The sequence below is a fragment of the Streptomyces sp. NPDC058459 genome (assembly GCF_042721685.1).
Lineage (GTDB): Bacteria > Actinomycetota > Actinomycetes > Streptomycetales > Streptomycetaceae > Streptomyces.
Map to the genome: position 1 here is coordinate 17,552 of NZ_JBHXLV010000041.1, position 22,403 is coordinate 39,954.

At 71.5% G+C, this 22,403-nt stretch carries 19 protein-coding genes and 1 tRNA gene; 9 read left to right on the top strand and 11 right to left on the bottom strand.

The genetic code is table 11. From position 1 onward, the window contains the following. Positions 1 to 77: 77 nt before the first annotated feature. Positions 78 to 995 carry a rhomboid family intramembrane serine protease gene (locus ACFWN1_RS11080; RefSeq protein WP_384359882.1) on the bottom strand — a complete coding sequence of 306 codons (918 nt, stop codon included), beginning with the start codon at positions 993 to 995 and terminating at the stop codon, positions 78 to 80. A gap of 243 nt (positions 996 to 1,238) precedes the next feature. Between ACFWN1_RS11080 and ACFWN1_RS11085 the strand changes: the two genes are divergently transcribed. Then, positions 1,239 to 2,441 carry an esterase/lipase family protein gene (locus tag ACFWN1_RS11085; RefSeq protein WP_384359884.1) on the top strand — a complete coding sequence of 401 codons (1,203 nt, stop codon included), beginning with the start codon at positions 1,239 to 1,241 and terminating at the stop codon, positions 2,439 to 2,441. Positions 2,442 to 2,449: 8 nt separating this feature from the next. Here the strand turns inward: ACFWN1_RS11085 and ACFWN1_RS11090 are convergent, their stop codons facing one another. Continuing rightward, positions 2,450 to 3,343 (bottom strand): hypothetical protein, encoded by an 894-nt coding sequence (locus tag ACFWN1_RS11090; protein ID WP_384359918.1) that lies wholly within the window; start codon positions 3,341 to 3,343, stop codon positions 2,450 to 2,452. A 93-nt stretch (positions 3,344 to 3,436) separates the two neighbouring features. Here ACFWN1_RS11090 and ACFWN1_RS11095 point away from each other — a divergent pair, with 93 nt between their 5' ends. Together ACFWN1_RS11095 and pepN are read left to right on the top strand one after the other, a co-directional pair. Further along, the gene (locus ACFWN1_RS11095; protein ID WP_384359886.1) at positions 3,437 to 3,778 is read left to right on the top strand and encodes a chorismate mutase; all 342 of its coding nucleotides are present in this window, start codon (positions 3,437 to 3,439) and stop codon (positions 3,776 to 3,778) included. A gap of 89 nt (positions 3,779 to 3,867) precedes the next feature. Beyond that, positions 3,868 to 6,348 (top strand): aminopeptidase N, encoded by a 2,481-nt coding sequence (gene pepN, locus ACFWN1_RS11100; protein WP_384359888.1) that lies wholly within the window; start codon positions 3,868 to 3,870, stop codon positions 6,346 to 6,348. 24 nt (positions 6,349 to 6,372) lie between these two features. Here pepN and ACFWN1_RS11105 read toward each other — a convergent pair whose 3' ends face one another. Continuing rightward, complete coding sequence (locus ACFWN1_RS11105; protein ID WP_384359890.1) at positions 6,373 to 6,867, bottom strand: GNAT family N-acetyltransferase; 495 nt, start codon at positions 6,865 to 6,867, stop codon at positions 6,373 to 6,375. Between the two features lie 149 nt (positions 6,868 to 7,016). Here ACFWN1_RS11105 and ACFWN1_RS11110 point away from each other — a divergent pair, with 149 nt between their 5' ends. Continuing rightward, positions 7,017 to 8,393, top strand: coding sequence for a pyridoxal phosphate-dependent decarboxylase family protein (locus ACFWN1_RS11110; protein ID WP_384359892.1), 1,377 nt, complete (start codon positions 7,017 to 7,019; stop codon positions 8,391 to 8,393). Continuing rightward, on the top strand, positions 8,390 to 9,823 hold the full coding sequence (locus ACFWN1_RS11115; RefSeq protein WP_384359894.1) for a lysine N(6)-hydroxylase/L-ornithine N(5)-oxygenase family protein: 1,434 nt from the start codon (positions 8,390 to 8,392) through the stop codon (positions 9,821 to 9,823). The genes ACFWN1_RS11110 and ACFWN1_RS11115 overlap by 4 nt, the downstream gene beginning before the upstream one ends. On the opposite strand, the gene ACFWN1_RS11120 is transcribed toward ACFWN1_RS11115, so the two are convergent. Beyond that, a complete protein-coding gene (locus ACFWN1_RS11120) occupies positions 9,820 to 11,640 on the bottom strand; it encodes a bifunctional metallophosphatase/5'-nucleotidase (protein WP_384359896.1) in 1,821 nt (606 codons plus the stop codon). The genes ACFWN1_RS11115 and ACFWN1_RS11120 overlap by 4 nt on opposite strands. Before the next feature lie 150 nt (positions 11,641 to 11,790). Here ACFWN1_RS11120 and ACFWN1_RS11125 point away from each other — a divergent pair, with 150 nt between their 5' ends. Beyond that, entirely contained in the window at positions 11,791 to 12,477 is a 687-nt protein-coding gene (locus ACFWN1_RS11125) for an SIMPL domain-containing protein (RefSeq protein WP_384359898.1), read from the top strand. A gap of 123 nt (positions 12,478 to 12,600) precedes the next feature. Here ACFWN1_RS11125 and ACFWN1_RS11130 read toward each other — a convergent pair whose 3' ends face one another. Then, positions 12,601 to 13,749 (bottom strand): hypothetical protein, encoded by a 1,149-nt coding sequence (locus tag ACFWN1_RS11130; RefSeq protein ID WP_384359900.1) that lies wholly within the window; start codon positions 13,747 to 13,749, stop codon positions 12,601 to 12,603. A 256-nt stretch (positions 13,750 to 14,005) separates the two neighbouring features. Between ACFWN1_RS11130 and ACFWN1_RS11135 the strand changes: the two genes are divergently transcribed. Continuing rightward, positions 14,006 to 14,452 (top strand): MarR family winged helix-turn-helix transcriptional regulator, encoded by a 447-nt coding sequence (locus ACFWN1_RS11135; protein WP_384359902.1) that lies wholly within the window; start codon positions 14,006 to 14,008, stop codon positions 14,450 to 14,452. A 245-nt stretch (positions 14,453 to 14,697) separates the two neighbouring features. Next, complete coding sequence (gene pyk / locus ACFWN1_RS11140) at positions 14,698 to 16,122, top strand: pyruvate kinase (protein ID WP_384359904.1); 1,425 nt, start codon at positions 14,698 to 14,700, stop codon at positions 16,120 to 16,122. Positions 16,123 to 16,126: 4 nt separating this feature from the next. Here the strand turns inward: pyk and ACFWN1_RS11145 are convergent, their stop codons facing one another. Next, entirely contained in the window at positions 16,127 to 16,915 is a 789-nt protein-coding gene (locus ACFWN1_RS11145) for a helix-turn-helix domain-containing protein (RefSeq protein WP_384359906.1), read from the bottom strand. Positions 16,916 to 17,003: 88 nt separating this feature from the next. Further along, positions 17,004 to 17,086: transfer RNA gene (locus ACFWN1_RS11150), tRNA-Leu, on the bottom strand. Between the two features lie 102 nt (positions 17,087 to 17,188). Between ACFWN1_RS11150 and ACFWN1_RS11155 the strand changes: the two genes are divergently transcribed. After that, entirely contained in the window at positions 17,189 to 17,845 is a 657-nt protein-coding gene (locus ACFWN1_RS11155; RefSeq protein ID WP_384359908.1) for an ANTAR domain-containing response regulator, read from the top strand. A 66-nt stretch (positions 17,846 to 17,911) separates the two neighbouring features. Here the strand turns inward: ACFWN1_RS11155 and ACFWN1_RS11160 are convergent, their stop codons facing one another. Genes ACFWN1_RS11160 through ACFWN1_RS11175 form a run of 4 tightly spaced genes read right to left on the bottom strand, consistent with a single transcriptional unit; the run spans position 17,912 to position 22,306 of the window. After that, positions 17,912 to 18,628: an ABC transporter ATP-binding protein gene (locus tag ACFWN1_RS11160; protein ID WP_384359910.1), complete on the bottom strand. Its 717-nt coding sequence runs from the start codon at positions 18,626 to 18,628 to the stop codon at positions 17,912 to 17,914. Continuing rightward, positions 18,625 to 19,545: an ABC transporter ATP-binding protein gene (locus ACFWN1_RS11165; RefSeq protein ID WP_384359912.1), complete on the bottom strand. Its 921-nt coding sequence runs from the start codon at positions 19,543 to 19,545 to the stop codon at positions 18,625 to 18,627. Before ACFWN1_RS11165 ends, ACFWN1_RS11160 begins: the two co-directional genes overlap by 4 nt. Positions 19,546 to 19,550: 5 nt before the next feature. Next, positions 19,551 to 21,368, bottom strand: coding sequence for a branched-chain amino acid ABC transporter permease (locus ACFWN1_RS11170; RefSeq protein WP_384359914.1), 1,818 nt, complete (start codon positions 21,366 to 21,368; stop codon positions 19,551 to 19,553). A 5-nt stretch (positions 21,369 to 21,373) separates the two neighbouring features. Further along, a complete protein-coding gene (locus tag ACFWN1_RS11175; RefSeq protein WP_161147932.1) occupies positions 21,374 to 22,306 on the bottom strand; it encodes a branched-chain amino acid ABC transporter permease in 933 nt (310 codons plus the stop codon). Between the last annotated feature and the right edge of the window lie 97 nt (positions 22,307 to 22,403).

Here is a 22,403-nt window from a genome sequence, read left to right on the forward strand (position 1 = left end):
ACAACGGCGTACGGAACATCAGACGGCGCCTGCCCCACAGTCCCCGACCGGACGCTCGGGCAGGCGCCGTCGCCCTGTCAGTAGGTGCCGCTGGTGAGAGTCGCCACCTTCACCGCGGCGAGGCCCAGCAGCAGGACCGACAGCCCGGCACACGCGGCCCACTGGAGCAGGGTGCGGCGGTCGCCGCGCGGGGCGTAGGCGAAGGCCAGGGTGACCACGGCGCCCGCCAGCAGGCCGCCCAGGTGGGCCTGCCAGGAGGTCATGAACGCCGAGATCACCAGCCACAGCAGCAGGCCCGTCATGTACTGGTTGACGGCCCGCATGTCCTGGCCGAGGCGGCGGCTCATCACCCAGTACGCGGCCCCCAGGCCGAACACCGCGCCGGAGGCGCCCACCGTCACGTCGTCCGGCGCGATCAGCAGGACCAGGACCGAGCCGCCGAGCGCCGAGAGCAGATACAGCGCGAGATAGCGGGCCCGGCCGAGCTGGGTCTCCACCAGCCGGCCGATGTTCACCAGCGCCACCATGTTCAGCACGATGTGCACCACCCCGATCCCGTCGTCCGGCCGCATGTGCAGGAACGCGCCGGTCAGCAGCCGCTCCCACTGCCCCCCGGCCACCCCCTCCGGGCTCAGCACCGAGTCGTACGGGTACTGCCACAGGTAGTGCACGCCGTTCGGCGCCACCAGGCCCGCGCCCAGCATCCCGAACCGGTCCACGACCGAGGGCCGGGCCAGCTCCCCGAGATAGGCGAGCGTGTTCAGCGCCACCAGCACCCAGGTGACCAGCGGGAACGTGCTGATCCGGCCGCCGAACGCGGTCCGCGCCCGCCGTATGGACCGGGCGCCCTCCCGTACGCACTCCACGCACTGGTGGCCGACCGCCGCCTCGCGCATGCAGTCCGGGCAGATGTAGCGCTCGCAGCGGGTGCAGCGGACGTGCGACTCCACCTCGGGATGACGGAAGCACGTGGTCACGGCGGACTCGGCGGTCACGGCCGGCTCCTTCAGGAAGGGGTTCGGGACGAGCCGGTGGGGACGGCGCCGAACAAAATATCGGATCACCCAAGGAGCGCCGCGACCGCGCCTGTGATCACCTGATTTCCCGACGCCGCGTCACCGTCCCGCTTCTCCCGCACTCTTAGGAATGAACCCCCCGGTGCGGCTCCCCTCGCAGGTCAGAGGACGTGCTGATGATGTCCCGACCATCGCGCCCGCGTGGTCCGGAAGGAGACGGCCATGTCCGAGCAGCACGAGCAGAGCGTCGGGGAGTTCACCCTCGCCGGCCCGCTGACCACCGCGCCCCCGGCCGGGTACACCGCGCCCGAGCCCGACGAGAAGTGGTCCCTGCCCGGCGGCTTCGCCCACGTCCACTACGGCGACGGCAACCGGGGCCTGGTCCGGCCCGTCGTCATGGCCGACGGCTTCAACCTCGGCAGGAGCGACCTCGCCTGGCTCCACGCGGGCCTGAACAGCACCTACCCGCTGCTGACCGAGCTGCGCGGCCGGGGCCGGGACGTCATCCTGGTCGGCTTCGACGAGCGCAGCGCCTCCATCCTCGACAACGCCCGGACCGCCACCGCCGCCATCCACCGGGCGCTGGCCGAACGGCTCGGCGGCACCCGGATGGCGGTCGGCGGCTTCAGCATGGGCGGCCTGGTCACCCGGTACGCGCTGGCCCAGATGGAGACCCAGCGCATCGACCACCAGACCGCCGTGTACTTCTCCTGGGACACCCCGCACCGCGGCGCCTACATCCCCATCGGCCTCCAGGCCTTCGCGCACTTCATCCCGGTGCCCAACGACTTCGCCCGGCAGATGACCAGCCCCGCCGCCCGCCAGATGCTCTGGCGCCACTACGACCCGATGACCGACCAGAACGGCATCGCCCCCGAGCGCCGCGAGTTCCGCGAGCACCTGGCGCGGGCCGGCGAGTGGCCGCGCGTCCCGCGCCTGCTGGCCCTCGCCAACGGCCGCGGCGACGGCACCGGCATCGCCGTCCCGCCCGGCGAGACCGTACTGAAGTCCGAGCGGGTCTACCCCGGCACCACCTTCTACGCCCAGGCCCAGAGCCGCCAGGCCACCGTCGCCGAGCTGAGGCGCCGCTTCCCCGAGGGCGAGAAGACCGTCACCACCGGCGACCTCCCCGAGATGGACGGCGCCCCAGGCGGCACCCTGCGCTCCTACGGCATCCTCGCCGACGCCCTGAAGAAGGCCGGCGCCCGGGTCGACCTCCGCCACGCGGACGTCTGCTTCGTCCCCACCGTCAGCGCGGTCTCCCTCCGCGACCTCGACCAGCACAAGGACGTCTACGCCGACATCGAGAACCTCGCCCCGGACGAGAGCGACGTCGACGACTTCATCTGCTCCTCCGCCACGACCCCGCACACGGCCGTCACCGAGGAACTCGCCGTCTGGCTGATGGACCGCCTCCCGGACTGAGACACCCCCTACGTGTCGCACTCCAGCACCGTCCGGCACAACCCGCAGCGGGCCCTGACCCGGCCCCGGACCGGGACCCGGATGCGCTGGTGGCACACCGGGCACGGGAAGGACACCTTCCATCCCGCCCCGTCCGGGGTGAACGCGCGAAAAGAATCCGGACGGGGCCGGGCGGTGTCGTGCCGGGCCGACTCGCGCCGGTCACGGGCGTACCGGCGGCGGTCCGCCCAGCCCGCCCCGACCAGCGGAGCCCGCCGTTCGTCCGCCCGCGCCCGCTCCCGCCCCGCGACATACGCCGAGTACGCCTGCGGGCTGGTGAACCACACCGCGGGGTCCTCCCCGAACACCGCCGCCCGCTTCGCCAGGACGTAGCCGAACTCCTCCGGGGTGAGATACCCCAGCTTCTGCGACGCCTCGCCGTGCTCCCGGTAGGCGTCCAGCAGCAGCCAGCCCGCGCCGAGGTACGTGGTCACCGTGTCGGTGAGGATCTCGTTCCCGGCCGTCGACGGGAACTCCAGGCCCAGCCGGTGCAGATACACATGGGCCACCTCATGGGCGAGGGCCGCGCCGATGTCCTGGCGGTGGGTGCGGAAACGGTCGTTCAGCTCCACGAAGTACTCCGGGCCCGCCGCCAGTTCGACTTCGGCCGCGTGCGTCATCTCCCGGAAGCAGACGACCAGCCGCGCGTCCGGCAGCCGGAAGTGCCGCACCAGCTCCCGCGCCACCCGCTGCGCGCCCAGATGCAGATCGTCGCCGTCCCCGAACGCCACGTCGGCCGGGGCCACGCTCGCCGCGAAGGTCCGCAGCCCCTCGTACGACAGCCGCCGGTACAGCGCCGTGACCGCCGACCGCACCGTCTCCAGATGCGGGAAGCCGTGCTCCACCGGTCCGCCTGCCGTCACGCCCGCACCCCCGAAGGTCACCCGGAGCCTCCCCCCACTGTAGGACCGCCCGGCGTGCCGGCCACCGTGCCGCGCCCCGTAGGGTGGACGCCCATGACCATCAGCAACAACACCGGCACCGGTGACGTCGACCCCGAGGCCCGCGAGGAACTGGAGCGGCTGCGGGCCAGCATCGACAACATCGACGCGGCCGTGGTCCACATGCTGGCCGAACGTTTCAAGGCCACCCAGCAGGTCGGCCGCCTCAAGGCCCGCCACCACCTGCCGCCCGCCGACCCCGGCCGGGAGGCCCGCCAGATCGAGCGGCTGCGCAGCCTCGCCGAGGACGCCCGCCTCGACCCCGCCTTCGCCGAGAAGTTCCTGAACTTCATCGTCGCCGAGGTGATCCGGCACCACGAGCGCATCGCCGAGGACACCGCCCGCACCCGCCCCTGACCGGCGCGAGCCGGGCGCACCGCCGGACATAAGCCGCGTACCGAATACGCCCCTGTCCGCTGCCGGGACGATCGGGCAGCATGGCGTCCATGTCCGTACTGACGCGCGACGAAGCGCAAGCCCGAGCAGAGTTCCTCGACGTCCACCGCTACACCGTCGATCTCGACCTCACCACCGGTGACGAGACCTTCCGCTCCCGTACCGCGGTCCGGTTCACCGCGCGGACGGACGGTGACACCTTCGTCGAGCTGAAGCCCGCCGAGCTGCGCGCCGTGACCCTGGACGGACAGCCCCTGGACATCGGCACCCTCGACGGCGACCGGCTGCCGCTGAAGAACCTCACCGCCGGCGAACACGAACTCACCGTCGACGCCGTCATGCGCTACTCCCGCACCGGCGAGGGCATGCACCGCTTCACCGACCCCACCGACGGCGAGACCTACGTCTACACCCAGCTCTTCCTCGACGACGTCCAGCGCGTCTTCGCCGCCTTCGACCAGCCCGACCTCAAGTCCGTCTTCGACGTGACCGTCACCGCCCCCGACGCCTGGCAGGTGCTCGCCAACGGCATCACCGAGCACCTCGGCGGGGGCCGCTGGCGTGCCGCCACCACCCCGCTCATCTCCACCTACCTGGTCGCCGTCGCCGCCGGCCCCTGGCACTCCGTGCGCACCGAACACCGCGGCCTGCCCTTCGGCATCCACTGCCGCCGCTCCCTCGCCCCCCACCTCGACGCCGACGCCGACGAGATCCTGGACGTCACCCGCGCCCTGTACGACCGCTACCACGAGAAGTTCGCGGAGCCCTACCCCTTCGACTCCTACGACCAGGCGTTCGTCCCCGAGTTCAACGCCGGCGCCATGGAGAACCCCGGCCTCGTCACCTTCCGCGACGAGTTCGTCTTCCGCTCCGCCGTCACCGACACCGAGCGGCAGACCCGCGCCATGGTCATCGCCCACGAGATGGCCCACATGTGGTTCGGCGACCTCGTCACCCTCAAGTGGTGGGACGACATCTGGCTGAACGAGTCCTTCGCCGAGTACATGGGCTACCAGACCACCCTGGAGGCCACCCGCTTCACCCAGCCCTGGGTCGAGTTCGGCGTCACCCGCAAGTCCTGGGGCTACGACGCCGACCAGCGCCCCTCCACCCACCCCGTCGCCCCGGACTCCGTCGACGACACCGCCGCCGCCCTGCTCAACTTCGACGGCGTCTCCTACGCCAAGGGCGCCGCCGCCCTGCGCCAGCTCGTCGCCTGGCTCGGCGAGAAGGACTTCCTGGCCGGCATCAACGTCCACTTCGAACGGCACCGGTTCGGCAACGCCACCCTCGCCGACTTCATCGACTCCCTCGCCTCCGCCACCGACCGCGACGTACCCGCCTGGGCCGACGCCTGGCTGCGCACCACCGGCGTCGACACGCTCACCCCCCGCGTCACCACCACCGACGGCACCCGCACCCTCACCGTCGAACACGACGGCAGCCGCCCGCACCGCGTCACCGCCGGGGTCTACGACCACGACCTCAGCGAAGGTGGCCGGCTGATCCTGCGCGAACGCGTCGGGCTCGACGTCCCGCAGACCGCGCCCCAGCCGCTCGGCAAGCGGCCCGCGCTGCTCCTCCTCAACGACGGCGACCTCAGCTACGCCAAGGTCCGCTTCGACCCCGAGTCCTTCCAGACCCTGCGCACCAGCCTCTCCGGCCTGCCCGACCCGCTCACCCGCGCCGTCGTCTGGAACGCCCTGCGCGACGCCGTACGCGACGGCGAACTCCCGCCCGCCGCCTACCTGGAGACGGCCCGCGTCCACCTCCCGCTGGAGACCGACCTCGCCCTGGTCCAGGGCGTCCTGGCCTTCGCCGGCACCCACATCGCCGACCGCTACCTCACCCCCGGGGAGCGGCCCGCCGCGCTCGCCACCCTCGGCTCGCTCTGCCGCGACCTGCTGCGCCGCACCGAGGATGGCGACAACCCCGGCCTGCGCCTGGTCGCCGTCCGGCACTTCATCGACGTCGCCGCCCACCCCGACACCATCGCCGCCTGGCTCGCCGACGGCATCGTGCCCGGCGGGCCCGACCTCGATCCCGAGCTGCGCTGGCGCGTCCTCGGCCGGCTCGCCGTGCTCGGCGCCACCGACGAGGCCGCCATCGCCGCCGAGCTGGAGCGCGACCCCTCCGCCAACGGCCGGGAAGGCGCCGCCCGCTGCCGCGCCGCACTGCCCGGCCCGGAGTCCAAGCGGCGGGCCTGGGAGTCGATGTTCGCCACCGACGACCTCTCCAACTACCTGTTCAAGGCCACCGCCCAGGGCTTCTGGCAGCCCGAACAGGCCGACCTGGTGAGGGAGTACGTACCCCGCTACTACGGGGACGCGGTCGCGGTGTCCGAACGGCGCGGCCCCGCCATCGCCGCCGCGGCCGGCGCCTGGGCCTTCCCGCACCACGCCGTCGACGCCGAGAACCTGGCGCTCGGCGAGGCGTGCCTGCGCGACGCCGACCCGGTGCCCGCGCTGCGGCGCAAGCTCGCCGACGAACTGGACGACCTGGCGCGGGCGTTGCGGGTACGCGGGGAGTAGCCCCGCCACGCCGGGCGGCGTGGCTCAGGACCCCCGCAGCCACTCCGCCCGGCGCAGCGCGCCCGCCGGTGCCTCCAGGGTGAAGCCGAACCCCTCCAGGAAGCGCTCACCCGCCGTCCACCCGGCCGGCACCGTCGCCGTGACCCGGGACGCGCCCCGCGCCGGCAGCGTCTCGGCCACCGCCCGCCCCAGGCCCCGGCCCCGCGCCCACGGCGCCAGCAGGAACAGGCCCACCGCCACCTCGCCCGACCGAGGCCAGTCCCGTACCGCGTCCACCAGGCCCGCGATCTCGCCGCCGCGCTCCACCAGGAGCAGCACCTTGTCGCCGGGGTCCGCGCCCACGGGCAGCGCGTAGTACAGGCTCTGCACATCGCCCGGCGCCGACGGCAGACCCGTCGCCGCTGTGAACCAGTCCTCGCACTCCTCGAACAGGTCCAGCAGGGCCGTCTCGTCGGCCGGACCCGGCTCGCGCGGCAGCACCCGCTCACCGGGCAGCTCCACCGTCCATGTCTCGCTCATCCCGGCGACGGTAGTGGTGCCCAGGCGCCGCTCCAACGCGTTTTCCCCGTACGGCAGTACCCATTTCCCGCTCCCGCTCGTTGTGCAGCGCGGACACCCGGCTCCCGAACCTGAGCGCCGGCGCGTGTCCCCGCCCCGCAGGAGAGCCCATGAGCACCCCGCCCCTCGCCTCAGGACCCCACGGCCCGGACGCCCTGCGCCCGCTGCTGGACACCGTCCTCGGCGCCCTCGCCACCGGCGCCGCCGCCCGCGGCGGCCCCCTCCCCGCCGGCGGGCCGGACGCCGTCGCCGCCCGGGTCAGCGACGCCCTCGGCGACGTGCTCCCCGAACACGGCGACCCCGACGCGCTGCGCGCCCTCGTCCACACCCTCGCCGCGGGCGCCGCCGACCCCGCCGACCCGCTCTGCGCCGCCCACCTGCACTGCCCCCCGCTCGCCGTCAGCGCCGCCGCCGACCTCGCCGTCAGTGCCCTGAACCCCTCGCTGGACTCCTGGGACCAGGCGCCCGCCGCCTCCGCCCTCGAAGCCCGCGTCACCCGCGCCCTCGCCGCCCGCCTCGGCCTCGCCGACGCCGTCGTCACCACCGGTGGCACCGAGGCCAACCAGCTCGCCCTGCTGCTAGCGCGCGAGGCCCCCGGCGCCCCCGGCGCCCAGGGCGCCCCCGTCAGGCTCGTCTGCTCGGCCGCCGCCCACCACTCCCTGCCCCGCGCCGCCTGGCTGCTCGGCCTGCCCGACCCCGTCGTCCTCCCCGCGCCGAACGGCATCCTGGACCCCGGCACGCTGGACGCCGCGCTCGCCGGGCTGACCGGGCCCCTCCTCGTCGCCGCCACCGCGGGCACCACCGACGCCGGGCTCATCGACCCGCTCCCCGAGATCGCCGCCCGCTGCGCCGCCCACGGCACCCGGCTGCACATCGACGCGGCGTACGGCGGCGCCCTCGCCCTCAGCGACCGCCACCACGCCCTGCTCGACGGACTCGACGCCGCCCACACCGTCGCCCTCGACCTGCACAAACTCGGCTGGCTGCCCGTCGCCGCCGGCTTCCTCGCCGTCGCCGACGCCACCGAACTCGACGCCCTCCACCAACGCGCCGACTACCTCAACGCGGGCGACGACACCGAGGCCGGCCTCCCCGATCTCCTCGGCCGCTCCACCCGCACCACCCGCCGCCCCGACATCCTCAAGGCCGCGGTCACCCTGCGCACCCTCGGCCGCACCGGCCTGGCCGACCTCATCGACCAAGTCCTGGGTCTCGCCCAGGACTTCGCCGACCGCATCGAGGCACACCCCGGCCTCGAACTGTACGACCGGCCCACCCTCGCCACCGTGCTGTTCCGGCCCGCCCACGCGAGCGACGACACCGTCGCCGCCGTCCGCCGCACCCTGCTCCACGAGGGCCGCGCCGTCCTCGGCCGGGCCCGCGCCGACGGCCGCCTCTGGCTCAAGGCCACCCTCCTCAACCCCCACACCGGGCCCGACGACCTGGCCCACCTCCTGAAACTCGCCGAAGGACACACCCCCGCATGAGCCACCCGCCCCACCCACCGCACCAGGAGCCCGAGTCCCCCCGCGACCTCGTCGGCATCGGCGTCGGCCCCTGCAACCTCTCCCTGGCCGCCCTCGCCGCGCCCCTCGCCGAACTCGACGCCGTCTTCTACGAACAGCGTCCCGGCTTCGACTGGCACCCCGGCCTCCTCATCGACGGCGCCACCCTCCAAGTCCCCTTCCTCGCCGACCTGGTGACCCTCGCCGACCCCACCAGCCCCTGGAGCTTCCTCAACTACCTCCGCGACCGCGACCGCCTCTTCCCCTTCTACTTCGCCGAGCACCTCCACATCCAGCGCGCCGAATACGACGCCTACTGCCGCTGGGTCGCCGGCCGGGTCCCCGGACTCCGCTTCCGCCACCAGGCCGACGCCGTCCGCTGGGACCCCGAACGCGACGTGTTCGAGGTCGACTTCACCCAGCTCGACACCGACGGCCAAGCCGAGGCCCTCGGCCGCACCCGCACCCGCAACATCGTCCTCGGCGTCGGCACCGCCCCCCACGTCCCCGAACCACTGCGCCCCCTCGCCGCCGCCCCCGGCGTCCCCGTCCTGCACGCCGCCGACTACCTGGCCCACCGTGACTCCCTGCTCGCCGCCGGACACGTCACCGTCGTCGGCTCCGGACAGTCCGGCGCCGAGGTCTTCCTCGACCTGCTCCGCCACCGCCCCGCCGGCCGCGAACACCTCCACTGGATCGGCCGCACCGCCGCCTTCGCCCCCATGGAGTACTCCAAGCTCGGCCTGGAACACTTCACCCCCGACCACACCCGCTACTTCCACGCCCTCACCGAGCCCGTCCGCGACCGGCTCGTCACCGCCCAGTGGCAGCTCCACAAGGGCGTCGACGCCGGCACCCTCGCCGCCATCCACGACGAGCTGTACCGGCGCACCCTGCACGGCGGCTGGCCCGACGCCGTCCTCACCCCCGGCGTCCAGGTCCGCACCGCCGGCCGCCTCGGCACCGGACAGGTCGAACTCCACCTCGAACACCGCGACCAGGGCACCCGCACCCGCCTCGCCACCGACGCCGTCGTCCTCGCCACCGGCTACCGCATGCGCCCCCTCGACGGCCTCCTCGCCGGACTCGGCCCCCTGCTGCGCCGCGACAGCGCCGGCCGCCCCCTGATCGACGAGGACTTCCGGCTCGTCCTCGACCCCGCCGTGGGTGGCTCCGTCCACGTCCAGAACGCCGAACTCCACACCCACGGCGTCGGCGCCCCCGACCTCGGCCTCGCCGCCTGGCGCAGCGCCACCATCCTCAACTCCCTGACCGGCAAGGAGCAGTACCCGCTCCCCACCCGGACCGCCTTCACCACCTTCGGCCTGCGTCCGAGACGCCGAAGCCCCGGCGACGGCACGGCCGATCTGGCCCGCACCACCACCGGGGCTCCACCCCGACCGGCGTACTAGAACACCGGCGTGCCCTCACGCGTCAGCTTCCAGTCCGCCGACGCGAAGTCCTTCGGGTCCAGCACACCCTTCGCGGTCACCCACTCCGCGATCCGGGTCCGGATCTCCGTCGACTCCGACCACAGCTCCTTCGCCGCTGCCACGAACGGGAACGCGCCGCCGCCGTTCGCCCGGTAGTTGTTCACCGCGAACACGAACCGCGCCGCGTCGTCCAGCGGAGCCCCGCCGAACGTCAGATTCCTGATCCTCGACCCGGCGGGCTGCGCGATGTCGATGTCGTACGACAGCCCCGACACGTAGTCGTAGTTGTAGTCGGGGCGGCCGCCCGCGTTCGTCAGCTTGTCCACGTCCACCGGCGCGCCCGGCGCCGTCTGCGTGTAGTACTGCGCCGAGTACTCCAGGTACGCCCGCAGCTGCGCACCCGTCAGCAGCTTCGCCACCAGCGTGTTGTCGTACACGTACAGCCCCGACAGATCCCGGATGGTCACCTCGCCCGCCGGGATCTCACTCGTCCGGGAGAACGGCGAAGCCTGCGCCAGCACCGGCAACGACGCGTACTCCGTGCCCGCCAGCGCGGCCTTGACCACGTCCTCCTGCACCCTGGTGATCAGGTCGATGATCGGGGCGTCCTTGTACCGCGCCTCCACCGTGGTCAGCGTCTGGGTCGCCCGGCCCACCACCTGGTTGACGTAGGCCACCACCTTCGCGTGCTCCTTCGAGAGCAGCTTGGTGATCTTCGGGTCGTCCGCCACCGTCCGTGAGTCCCTGAGCGACGCCTTCACCGACTCCACCTGCCAGCGGCCCCGCGTGAAGACCAGCTCGAAGTCGAACAGCGTCAGCCGCTCCGCGTAGCACAGCGGCTCCGACAGCACGACGGTCTTCCCCGACTGCTCGTTGACCACCCGCAGCTCCGGGATCTCCTGGTGCGCGTGCCCCACCAGGATCGCGTCGATCCCCGGCACCAGACGCGCCACGTTCGCCGCCGCGTTCTCCACGTACGGCACCTGGTCACCGTAGGACGAGGTGCCCGAGGTGCCCGAGTGCGCCGAGACCACCACGATGTCCGCGCCCATCGACCTGAGCTTCGGCACCCACTTCGCGGCCTGCTCCTCCAGGCCCTCGAAGGCCAGCTTGCCCTGCACGAACGCCTTGTCCCAGATGGCGATCCCGGGGTTGGTCAGACCCAGCACCGCCACCTTCACCGGCGGGGCGCCCGGCACGTGGAACCGCTTCATGTAGTACGGCGCGAACGCCGGCCTCAGCGTCTTGGCGTCCACCGCGTTGGCGCCCAGCAGCGGGAAGTCGAGCTGGTGCTCGAAGCGGCGCAGCGTCTCGATGCCGTAGTTGAACTCGTGGTTGCCCAGCGCCGCCGCGTCGTACCCGATCGCGTTCATCGCCTTCGCCATCGGGTGCACCGGCCCGCCCTTGGCGGTGATCGGGTCAACCTTGGCGTAGTAGTACGTCAGCGGGGTGCCCTGGATCGTGTCGCCCGCGTCCAGCAGCAGGGTGTTGCGGCGGCCCTTCTCCGCGCGGACCTGGTTCACCAGCGTCGACACCCGGGCCAGGCCCTGCGCGTTGCCCGCCGCGTCGGAGTAGTCCGCGTTCTTGAAGTAGTCCCAGTTGAAGACATGGCCGTGCAGGTCGGTGGTGCCCATCACGGTCAGCGCGTACCGCTTCTCCCGGTGCCCGTGGTGCCCGTGGTGCCCGGCGACGGACTCGGCCGCCTCCGCCGCCGGGGCTCCCACCCCGCCCGCGAGTGCCACACCCGCCCCGGTCACGGCGGACTGCTTCAGGAACTTCCGGCGGTCGAACGGCATCTCTCGGTCTCCTCGGCACGGGGTCGACAACGCGCGTAGATTGTGGCCCGGCCATGACAGGTCGCAACAGACCCTCCAGGTTGCGATCCGGTGACCGATTCCCGTCAACTCCCCCCGCCCACACCCCGTACCCATGACACAGTGGGACGTATGACCCCTGAGGCGAACCCCGCGTACGGCACCCCCGACGCCCCCCTCCTCGCCGTCCGGGGCGAGGCCGAGTTCCAGACCGAGGCGGAGATCGCCCGCGTCGGCATCACCGTCACCGCCCGCGGCCGCGACCGCCGTGCCACCCTCGACGACCTCGCGCGCCGCAACACCGCCGCGCTCGACCTCCTGAAGTCCTACGGCGACGCCGTACCCGACCTCACCACCGGCACCCTCGACGTCGCCCCCGAACTCAGCGAACGCGGCCGGGGCGAGCGGGTCCGCAGCCACCGGGGGGTCGTCCGCATCGACGCCGAGATCACCGACTTCACCGTCCTCGGCGAACTCACCGCACGCCTGGCCGAGTCGGAGCTGACCGAGCTGGACGGCCCCTGGTGGTCCCTGCGCCCCGACTCCCCGGTCCACGCCGAGGCCCGCCGCCGCGCCGTCGCCGATGCCCTCCAGCGGGCCCGCGAATACGCCGACGCGCTCGGCACCTCCCTCGCCGCCCTGACCGAACTCGCTGACACCGGCGCCGACCGGCCCCGCAACGCCGCCGCCTTCGGCCGCTCCGCCCGCCGCGCGGCCGACCCGGCCGAAGCCGCCGAGCCCTTCGACCTCCAGCCCGCGCGGTTGTGGGTCTCCGCCCAGGTCACCGCGCGCTTCACCCTCGTGCCGCCCCGGCTCTAGAACGCCTGGATGCGCTCCCGTGACGGGTAGGACGGCTCGGGTGTCGGCCCGGGACGGGGTGATCTCAGCAGCCGGACAAGGAAACCGGCTGCGTCGAGAGAGGCAGCCGGGCGGCCCGCGAGGTCACGCTGCGGGGGTTACGCGCCCGGCCGCCCAGGCGTGACTGGTGGCGACGATGGCGCTGACCACGTCCAGTTCGGCCTCGTCGCGCGGCCCGAAGAGCAGCACCATTCCCGGAGTGAGCCGGATACCGGCGAGCGGATGGGCCACGGCCCAGCCCTGCCTGATGGCGTCGGCGGCCAGGTGTACCGGCAGCGCCACGTGCAGGGAGCCGTCGGTGGCGGGGTGCAGGTGCGCGAACTCTCCCGCGTGTGGCACGAGGAAGGCATGGGCGGGACCGACGCGCGGCGCCTCCAGCATGAGCCCGCGCGCGCCCGGCACGGAGATCGCCGACTGGCGGCTGTGCACACCGGGAAGTGCGCTCAGGCGGGTGAAGAGCTTCTCCTGCAGTTCCCTCGGGGCGCGGTCGGTGAGTTGCTGCTGGGGGATCGTCGTACTGACCTGGGGGCGCGGCCCGGTCCGGCCGGGAAGACCGTCGGGCAATGCTTCCCAGCGGGCCGGTCCTGGAGTGGGTTCGCGCTGTTCGGCGAGGAAGCCGGCGCGTTCGGCGAGCCAGCTTCCCAGGGCCGCGAGCGCGCGGGGCGCGAAGCTGTGACCCACCGGATCGCGCCGGGCGACTGTAGGTGCCCCCGACTCGCCGGTCAGATAGTGCCAGGTCCGATCGAGCAGATCACGCGGAATGACCTGGTCGTGCTCGCCCTGGGCGAGGAACACCGGCACTCCGGCCAGCCGCGCGGCGGCGGTGGGCACCCCTGCGTCGAACGGCAGTGTGCCGTACAGGATCGCCGCGCCGGCGAACCGTGCCGGGTCGTCCAGGACGAGCCCGCCCGCGAACGCGGCTCCACCGCTGAATCCGACGAGCAGAACGGGGCGGCCGGGCGGGGCAGCCTCATCGAGCCAGCCCCGGAACCAGTCCATGGCGGCGCGCAGCGACTCCGGTACCGGACGGCCGATGCCCCGGTTGGCGAACCAGGCGAACCCGGTGTGTTCGGCGATCGGCGCTCGCACCGCCGCGTAGGACAGTCCCGCGGGCAGCGCGTCGGCCAGCCCGATGATCTCGCTCTCGCGCGACCCGCGACCGTGCAGCAGCACGACCAGCGGCCCTTCGGCGGTGCCCCGGGTCAGCACCACCGGTGTACCGAACGGATTCACGACGCTCCTCCGGGATGACGGGTGCGGTTCGATCTTGCGGCGAAGCCGGTCATCTTGTCCTTCCTCAGCCGGTGGGGCCGTGAGCGCCCAGCCGGTCTGCCGGGGCCGGCCGTTGTCGGCGTGCCGGTCGGCAGCGGTCGTGACACGCATGACTGCTGCCTCCTCAATAGTTGATTGTGCAGACATTGACACCGTAACCACCAATCTCTGACTTGGCAATAGCTGAATGTGCAACCTTCTGCGCTACGCTGTCGGCATGCCCTCCTCGAACCCGATCGACGACCGCCTGATCACGACGTTCGGCAGGCTGGCGGAGGCCTACAGCCGACTCGAACGACAGCTCGGTGCCGCCATGCAGGCCCAGACCGGGCTGCCGCACGGATGGTTCGAGGTCCTCATCCGCCTGGCCCGCTCCGAGGCGGGGCAACTGATGATGAGCGTGCTCGCCGACCGGGTCGCGCTCACCACCAGCGGCATCACCAGACTGATCGACCGGATGGAAGCGGCCGGCTACGTCGAGCGCCGCCCCTGTGCCACGGACCGCCGCGTCTCCTATGCCGCCATCACCGCTCCGGGCCGGGAGATTCTCGACCGTGCCGCGGTCATCCACGCCCGCAATCTGCGGGACGCCTTCGCCTCGTTCGACGAAGACGACCTGACCGTCCTGGACGGCCTGCTCGACCGGCTCAGAGAGGGCGCGTAGGGGACCTCGACCTGCCGGAGCCGGGTGAATCAGCCGCAACCCATCATGCCCGGCTCCACGACCGGCCTTGCCGGTATTCGCCAGGCCGGCGTGCTCTCGACACTGAAACCAATGCGCGAAAAACATCGCTCATAGGAGCGGGTCATCGCACAATTAAACACTTGTCAATAAGCCTTTCCCCAATGGTCCTTGAGCGGCCATCGAGCCCGAATTCTCTACCCGCCGGTAAGCCATAGGCTCGACCCATGCGCCGAGCAAAGATCGTCTGCACCCTGGGGCCCGCCACCGACTCGTACGACCAGATCAAGGCACTGGTCGAGGCCGGAATGGACGTCGCCCGGTTCAACCTCAGCCACGGCACCCAAGCCGAGCACGAGGCGCGTTACCAGCGCGTCCGCCAGGCAGCCGACGAGACCGGCCGCAGCGTCGGAATGCTCGCCGATCTTCAGGGCCCGAAGATCCGGCTCGGCACTTTCGCCGAAGGACCCGTACTCCTCGAACGCGACGACACCTTCACCATCACCGTCGAAGAGGGCGTCCAGGGCGACCGCCACCGGTGCGGCACCACCTACGCCGGACTCGCCGAGGACGTCCGCCCCGGCGAACGCGTCCTCATCGACGACGGCCGGGTCTGCCTGGAGGTCACCGCCGTCGACGGCCCCCGGGTGCGCACCCGAGTGCTGGAGGGCGGCATGATCTCCGACCACAAGGGGCTCAACCTCCCCGGCGTCGCCGTCTCCGTCCCCGCCCTCTCCAAGAAGGACCAGGACGACCTGCGCTGGGCACTGCGCACCGGCTTCGACGTGATCGCCCTCTCCTTCGTCCGCAGCGGCCGCGACGCCGCCGAGGTGCACCGGATCATGGCGGAGGAGGGGCGCCGGCTGCCCGTCATCGCCAAGGTGGAGAAGCCGCAGGCCGTCGAGAACATCGAGGACGTCGTCGACGCCTTCGACGGGCTGATGGTCGCCCGCGGTGACCTCGGCGTGGAACTGCCGCTGGAGCAGGTGCCGATCGTGCAGAAACGCGCCGTCAAGCTCGCCAAGCGCAACGCCAAGCCGGTCATCGTCGCCACCCAGATGCTCGAATCCATGATCGACAGCGCTCGGCCGACCCGCGCCGAAGCCTCCGACGTCGCCAACGCCGTGCTCGACGGCGCGGACGCGGTGATGCTGTCCGGTGAGACCAGCGTGGGGCGGTACCCCGTCGAGACGGTGTGCACCATGGCGAAGATCGTCGCGGCGGCGGAGGAGGAGATGCTGGCGAAGGGGCTGCCGCCGCTGACCGAGCGGAACAAGCCACGCACCCAGGGAGGTGCCGTCGCCCGCGCGGCCGCCGAGATGGGGGACTTCCTCGGGGCGCGCTTCCTCGTCGCCTTCACCCGGTCCGGCGACACCGCCCGCCGGCTCTCCCGCTACCGCTCGCCCATCCCCGTCCTCGCCTTCACCCCCGAACCCGCCACCCGCTCCCAGCTCAGCCTGACCTGGGGCGTGGAGACCTTCCTCGGCCCGCACGTCGACTCCACCGACGCGATGGTCGACCAGGTGGACGAGCTGCTGCTGAAGTACGCCCGCTGCGAGAAGGGCGACACGGTCGTCATCACCGCCGGCTCCCCACCCGGCGAGCCCGGCACCACCAACCTGGTCCGGGTGCACCGCATCGCGGAGGACTGAGGAGTCAGTACTTCGGGCCCACATGGGCATCCATGAGGGCCACGGAGGCTTTGCGGGCGACGGAGATGTTGTACGGGTTGCCGTGCCTGGTGCAGTGGGTCCACGCGATGCCGAGAACGTCGAGGGTGTCGGTGTAGAGGCGCCGGATGTCGTCGGAGACATTGGTGAAGACGTACCTGGGGTACTCGTAGCGCTTGCGCTCACCGCCGACCATCCGTGTCGTCCAGTTCGTGATGCGGCACCCGTCGGAGTGGATGAGGCCGCGGACGAACTCCCAGGGGTGGGCGTCGACAACGGCTTGCTGCCAGGGTTCGAGGGCGATCCGGCGCTCGTGCTTCCTACCGGGGCCGTGCTGCGGGAAAAGGCAGTGCAAGTGCTTCGAGTACACCTTCACATTGCGGCAGCCACTCCTGCGGACGCGGCAGACGGAGTTCTCAGGGAACACCGCGCGCATGGCCGTCTCGCAGTCGTCCATGAGCCCCGGCCATGACTCGGCACAGGTGATCATCAGATTGGGTACGCGATGCGCGGAGTAATGGCTGATGTGGCCATCGCCGAGATAGAGGCCGAGCAGGTAGCTGTACGGCGTCTCGGCGAGCTTCCGTCCGTCGCACCGGGGACATGCGGCATGAGTGCGCCCGGGGCCCTCGCCGCGTTTCGCTCGGTCCATGTGCTTCCAGTAGCCGACGGTCCCCAGCGGAACGGCGAGCTTGCGGGCGACATCGGCGTTCTTCACGCCGTCGCGCAGCAGGGTGACGGCCTTATTTCGCACTTCAGTGCCATGAGCGTTCATGCGGCCACCCTGTATGACTCGGCATGACGCCACGCAGCAAAAAGCGGAGGACCACGCGAACGTGATCCTCCGCTTCATTTCAGCAGAGTGCCGGGTGCGGGACTCGAACCCGCAAGCCCTTTCGGGCAGATGTGTTTGAGACATCCGTGTATGCCATTCCACCAACCCGGCGGGACTGGCTGCTCGGAAGCATACCGGGTCACCGCGTCGGGCCGCCGCTAGGTAGGCTGCATAGACAGCAGCACCAGTCCGGCCCGTACATAGGAGCCCCCCGTGACCCCCGAGTCGCCCCAGCCCGCAGACGTGTCCGACGACGACAAGTCGCATGTGCCCCCGCTGACGACCCGGGTCGTCATCGCCGAGGACGAGGCGCTGATCCGGCTCGACCTCAAGGAGATGCTGGAGGAGGAGGGCTACACGGTCGTTGGTGAGGCCGGGGACGGTGAGCAGGCCGTGGAGCTGGCCCGTGAGCACAAGCCGGATCTGGTCATCCTGGACGTGAAGATGCCGAAGATGGACGGCATCTCGGCGGCGGAGAAGATCGCTGAGGAGTCCATCGCCCCGGTCCTGATGCTCACCGCCTTCTCGCAGCGCGACCTCGTGGAGCGGGCCCGGGACGCGGGTGCCATGGCGTACCTGGTGAAGCCGTTCAGCAAGACCGACGTGGTCCCGGCCATCGAGATGGCCGTCTCCCGCTTCACCGAGCTGAGGCAGCTGGAGCAGGAGGTCGCCGACCTCAGCCAGCGCCTGGAGACCCGCAAGCTGGTCGACCGCGCGAAGTCGATCCTCCAGACCGAGTACGGTCTGAGCGAGCCCGCCGCGTTCCGCTGGATTCAGAAGACCTCGATGGACCGCCGCCTGTCGATGCAGCAGGTCGCGGAGGCGGTCATCTCCGACGACCAGGAGAAGAAGTCCTCCAAGAAGGGCTGACCGCGAACGACGAGAAGGCCCGCGCCCCCTGAACTCCGAGGGACGCGGGCCTCGCCGTTGCTCTGCTCAGTCCTCTCCGAGGTACGCCTTGCGCACCGACTCGTCGGTGAGGAGGTCCCGGCCGGTGCCGGAGAGCACGATGCTGCCGACCTCCATGACGTGCCCCTGGTCCGCGAGGGAGAGCGCCGCCTGGGCGTTCTGCTCGACCAGCAGGATGGTCGTACCGGTGGACTTCAGCTCGGCGATCGTCGCCATGATCTTCTGCATCATGATCGGCGAGAGCCCCATGGACGGTTCGTCCAGCATCAGCAGCTGCGGCTGGGACATCAGCGCCCGCCCCATGGCAAGCATCTGCTGCTCACCGCCGGAGAGGGTGCCCGCGGCCTGCTTCCTGCGCTCCCCGAGGATGGGGAAGAGGTCGTAGGCCCGCTGGATGTCCTTCTCGATGCCGGGCTTGTCGTTGCGCAGGAAGGCACCGAGGCGCAGGTTGTCCTCGATGGTCATGCGCGGGAAGATGTGCCGGCCCTCGGGGGAGTGGGCGAGGCCGAGGGAGACCACCTGGTGGGCGGGGACCTTCTTCAGCGACCTGCCGTTGAAGCGGATCTGGCCGCCGACCGGCTTGAGCAGCCCGGACAGGGTGCGCAGCGTGGTGGTCTTGCCCGCGCCGTTGGTGCCGATGAGGGTGACGACCTGGCCGGCCTCGACCTTGAACGAGATGCCCTTGACGGCCTCGATCTTGCCGTAGGCGACCCGCAGGTCCTCGACTTCGAGCAGTGCGGTCATCGGTCGTTCTCCTTGCCGTTCTCCTTGCCGGGCGCGGCGTCCCGCCGGGCCCCGGTCTGCGCCCGCGCCGCCTCGACCTCGGCGGTCTCGTCGTCGCCGGGGGCGTCCTCGAAGGGTTCGCCGAGGTAGGCGGCGACGACGCGCTCGTCGCCCTGGACGGTGGCGCTGTCGCCCTCGATGAGTTTCTGGCCCTGGACGAGGACGGCGACGCGGTCGCAGAGGTTGAAGATGAAGCGCATGTCGTGCTCGATGACGAGGACGGCGATGCCCTGCTCGCGGATGGCGAAGACCAGTTCCTCGGTGGCGCGGGTCTCCTGCGGGTTCATGCCCGCGGTGGGCTCGTCGAGCAGGAGCAGGCCGGGCTCGCTGGCCAGTGCGCGGGCGATCTCCAGCTTGCGCTGCTCGCCGTAGGGGAGGTTGCGGGCGAGGTGTTCGGCCTTGGCGTCCAGGCCGACGAAGGCGAGGAGTTCCATGGCGCGGGCGCGGGAGGCGGCTTCGGCCTTGTGGAAGCCGGGGCCGCGCAGCAGGGCGGACCAGAGTCCTTCCTTGGTGCGGGTGTGCCGGCCGACGAGGACGTTCTCCAGGACGGTCATGTTGGCGAAGAGCCGGATGTTCTGGAAGGTGCGGGCGATGCCGGCCGCGGTGACCTTGAAGGACTTGGGCGGCAGGACGGTGCCCTTGTAGCGGACCTCGCCCTCGGTGGGGACGTAGAGACCGGTGAGGCAGTTGAAGAAGGTGGTCTTGCCGGCGCCGTTGGGGCCGATGAGGCCGACGATCTCGCCGCTGTTGACGGTGAGGTCGACGTCGCGGACGGCGGTGAGACCGCCGAAGCGCATGGTGACGCCGCGGGCGTCGAGGACCGTCTCGCCGGAGGTGGTGCCGGGTGCGGTGTCCTTGGTGGTGGTGTCGGTGGTCATCGTGGTCAGGCCCCTGCCTTGCTGAGGACGGCGGGCGTGGCGGCGTCCTCGTGGAACTCGAGTTGGCGGCGCCGGTTGGGGATGAGGCCCTCGGGGCGGAAGCGCATCAGCAGGACGAGCGCGACGCCGAAGGCGAAGAGCTGGTACTCGCCCAGGAACTGGAGCTTGGCCGGGATCAGGTAGAGCAGCGAGGCGCCGACGAGGGGGCCGGAGATGGTACCCATGCCACCGAGGACGACGGCGGCCAGCAGGAAGGCCGAGTTGGGCGGGACGACGTGGGCGAACTGGTACTGCTCCGGCGTCACGGTGTAGGTGACGTGGGCCTGGACGGAGCCGGCGAGTCCGGCGAGTCCGGCGCCGAGCGCGAAGGCGATGAGCTTGACCCTGAAGCCGTTGATGCCCATGGCGAGCGCGGCGGTCTCGTCCTCGCGGATGGCGATCCAGGCGCGGCCGATCCGGGAGTCGCTGCTGCGCCGGAAGACGACGACCACGACGAGGGTGATGAGCAGCATCAGCAGGAAGTAGTTGGCGAACCGTCCGATGGTGGCGCCGAACAGCTGGTGTTCCTGGCCGAAGTCGAAGCCGAGGATGTCGAGGTTCGGGACCGAGGAGATGCCGTTGGAGCCGTTGGTGACGTCGGGTCCGGAGGTGCCGTCCATGTTGAGGACGGTGATACGGAAGATCTCGCCGAAGCCGAGGGTGACGATGGCGAGGTAGTCGCCGCGCAGCCGGAGGGTCGGGGCGCCGATGAGCACGCCGAAGATCATGGCGACGAACGCGCCGAGCAGGGCGGAGGCCCAGAAGGGCCAGTGCACGTGCAGCGGCGAGGACGGCGAGCCGGAGACGAGGGCGGCGGTGTAGGCGCCGACGCCGAGGAACGCGACGTAGCCGAGGTCGAGCAGGCCGGCGAGGCCGACGACGATGTTCAGGCCGAGGGCGACGGTGGCGAAGATGAGGATGTAGACGCCGATGGTGGCGTACTGGTCGTCGGACTGGGTGAAGGGGAAGGCCGCGGCGGCGACGAAGGCGCCCGTCATGGTGACGGTGCGGTGCCGTGCGGTGATCGCCGAGATCCGGGCCACGAGTCCGGCCTTGGCGACCGCGGCGAAGCCGAAGGCGGCGGTGAGGAGGAAGCCGATGAACAGTTCGTCGTACTCGGTGCCGATGCCGTAGGTGAAGACGAGCAGGCCGAGGGCCATGACGCCGGTGATGACGAGGATCTCCGCCCAGGCGGGCAGGGTGCGGCCGGGGGCGGGGGACTCGGCGGCGAAGGCGGACTTGAAGATGGTCCAGTTGTGCCGGACGCGGTGCCAGAAGGCTTCCCAGCCGGTGTCGTCGGGGTCGGCCGGGTCGGGTTCGGGCCGCTGGAAGGGCAGTGCGAGGGCGCCGAGCAGGGCGGCGAGGGTGGCCAGCGCGACGAGGTAGCCGCCGGGTTCGAGGTTGACGGCGCCGCCGAGCTCGACGCTGATGGCGAGGACGGTGTACCAGGCGGTGGCGAAGGTGCCCAGCGCGGCGAGCTTGAGGGCGCTGTCGGCGTTGCCGGGGGTGAGGAGCCTCAGGCCCTTGACGCCGTAGGAGGCGAGGCCGAACAGGGTGGTGAGGAGGCCGCCGATGAGGACGAGGACCTGGAGGCCGCCGGGGTAGCCGTAGACGGTGAGGTCGCCGGGGAAGTCGGAGGTCCAGGTCCAGGCGAGGAAGGCGGAGACGACGGTGAGGGCGCCGCCGCCGGTGGCCAGGGCCCGTCCGGCGGTGGCCGGCAGGCCGATCAGGCCGGTGGCGGCGGGGGTGTCCGGGGTGCCGGGTGCGGTGGTCTGTGTGGTCATCGGTGTCACGCCCTGTCCGCGACGCGCTCGCCGAGCAGGCCCTGTGGCCTCAGCAGGAGCACGAGGATGAGGAGTACGAACGCCCAGACGTCTGCCCAGGACTGGCTGCCGAACTTGTCCATGCCGGGGATGTCGGCGATGTAGGCGGTGGACAGGGCTTCGGCGACGCCGAGGACGAGGCCGCCGAGCATGGCGCCGTAGATGTTGCCGATGCCGCCGAGGACGGCCGCGGTGAACGCCTTGAGGCCGAGGATGAAGCCCATGCGGAAGTCGATCTGGCCGTACTTGAAGCCGTAGGCGACGGAGCCGACGGCGGCGAAGGCGGCGCCGAGGGCGAACGCGATCACGATGATGCGGTCGGTGTTGACGCCCATCAGCTTGGCGGTGTCCGGGTCCTGGGCGGTGGCCTGCATGCCGCGTCCGGTGCGGGTGCGCATCACGAAGTAGGCGAGGACGGCCATGCTGAGCGGGGCGGCGGCGACCAGGAAGACGTCTCCGGTCTGGATGGTGACGTCGCCGATCTCGAAGGGTCCGCCGGGGATGCTTGGGAAGGTGCGCGCGGACTTCGCCTCGGGGTACCAGGCCCAGACGGCCTGCTGGAGGGCGAGGGAGAGGCCGATGGCGGTGATGAGGGGGGCGAGCCGGGGCGCGGTGCGCAGCGGCCGGTAGGCGAATCGTTCCGCTCCGACGGCCACGGTGACGGCGACCACGATGGCCCCCACCAGCATCAGCGGCAGGGCGATCCACATGGAGGTGCCGTCGGGAAGGACGTACACGTAGACCGTGAGCGCGCCGAAGGCACCGGTCATGAATATCTCGCCGTGGGCGAAGTTGATGAGCTGGACGATGCCGTAGACCATCGTGTAGCCGATGGCGACCAGCCCGTACATGGAACCAAGTAGCAGGCCGTTGACCAGCTGCTGCGGCAGTTCGTTCACCGCATGTCCTCCGAGCGTTCGGATAAGCGACGGATGTGGCCGGAAGTGGCCGGAAGTGGCCTGATGCGAGACCGCGCGGGGCGCCTCTTGAGCGCCC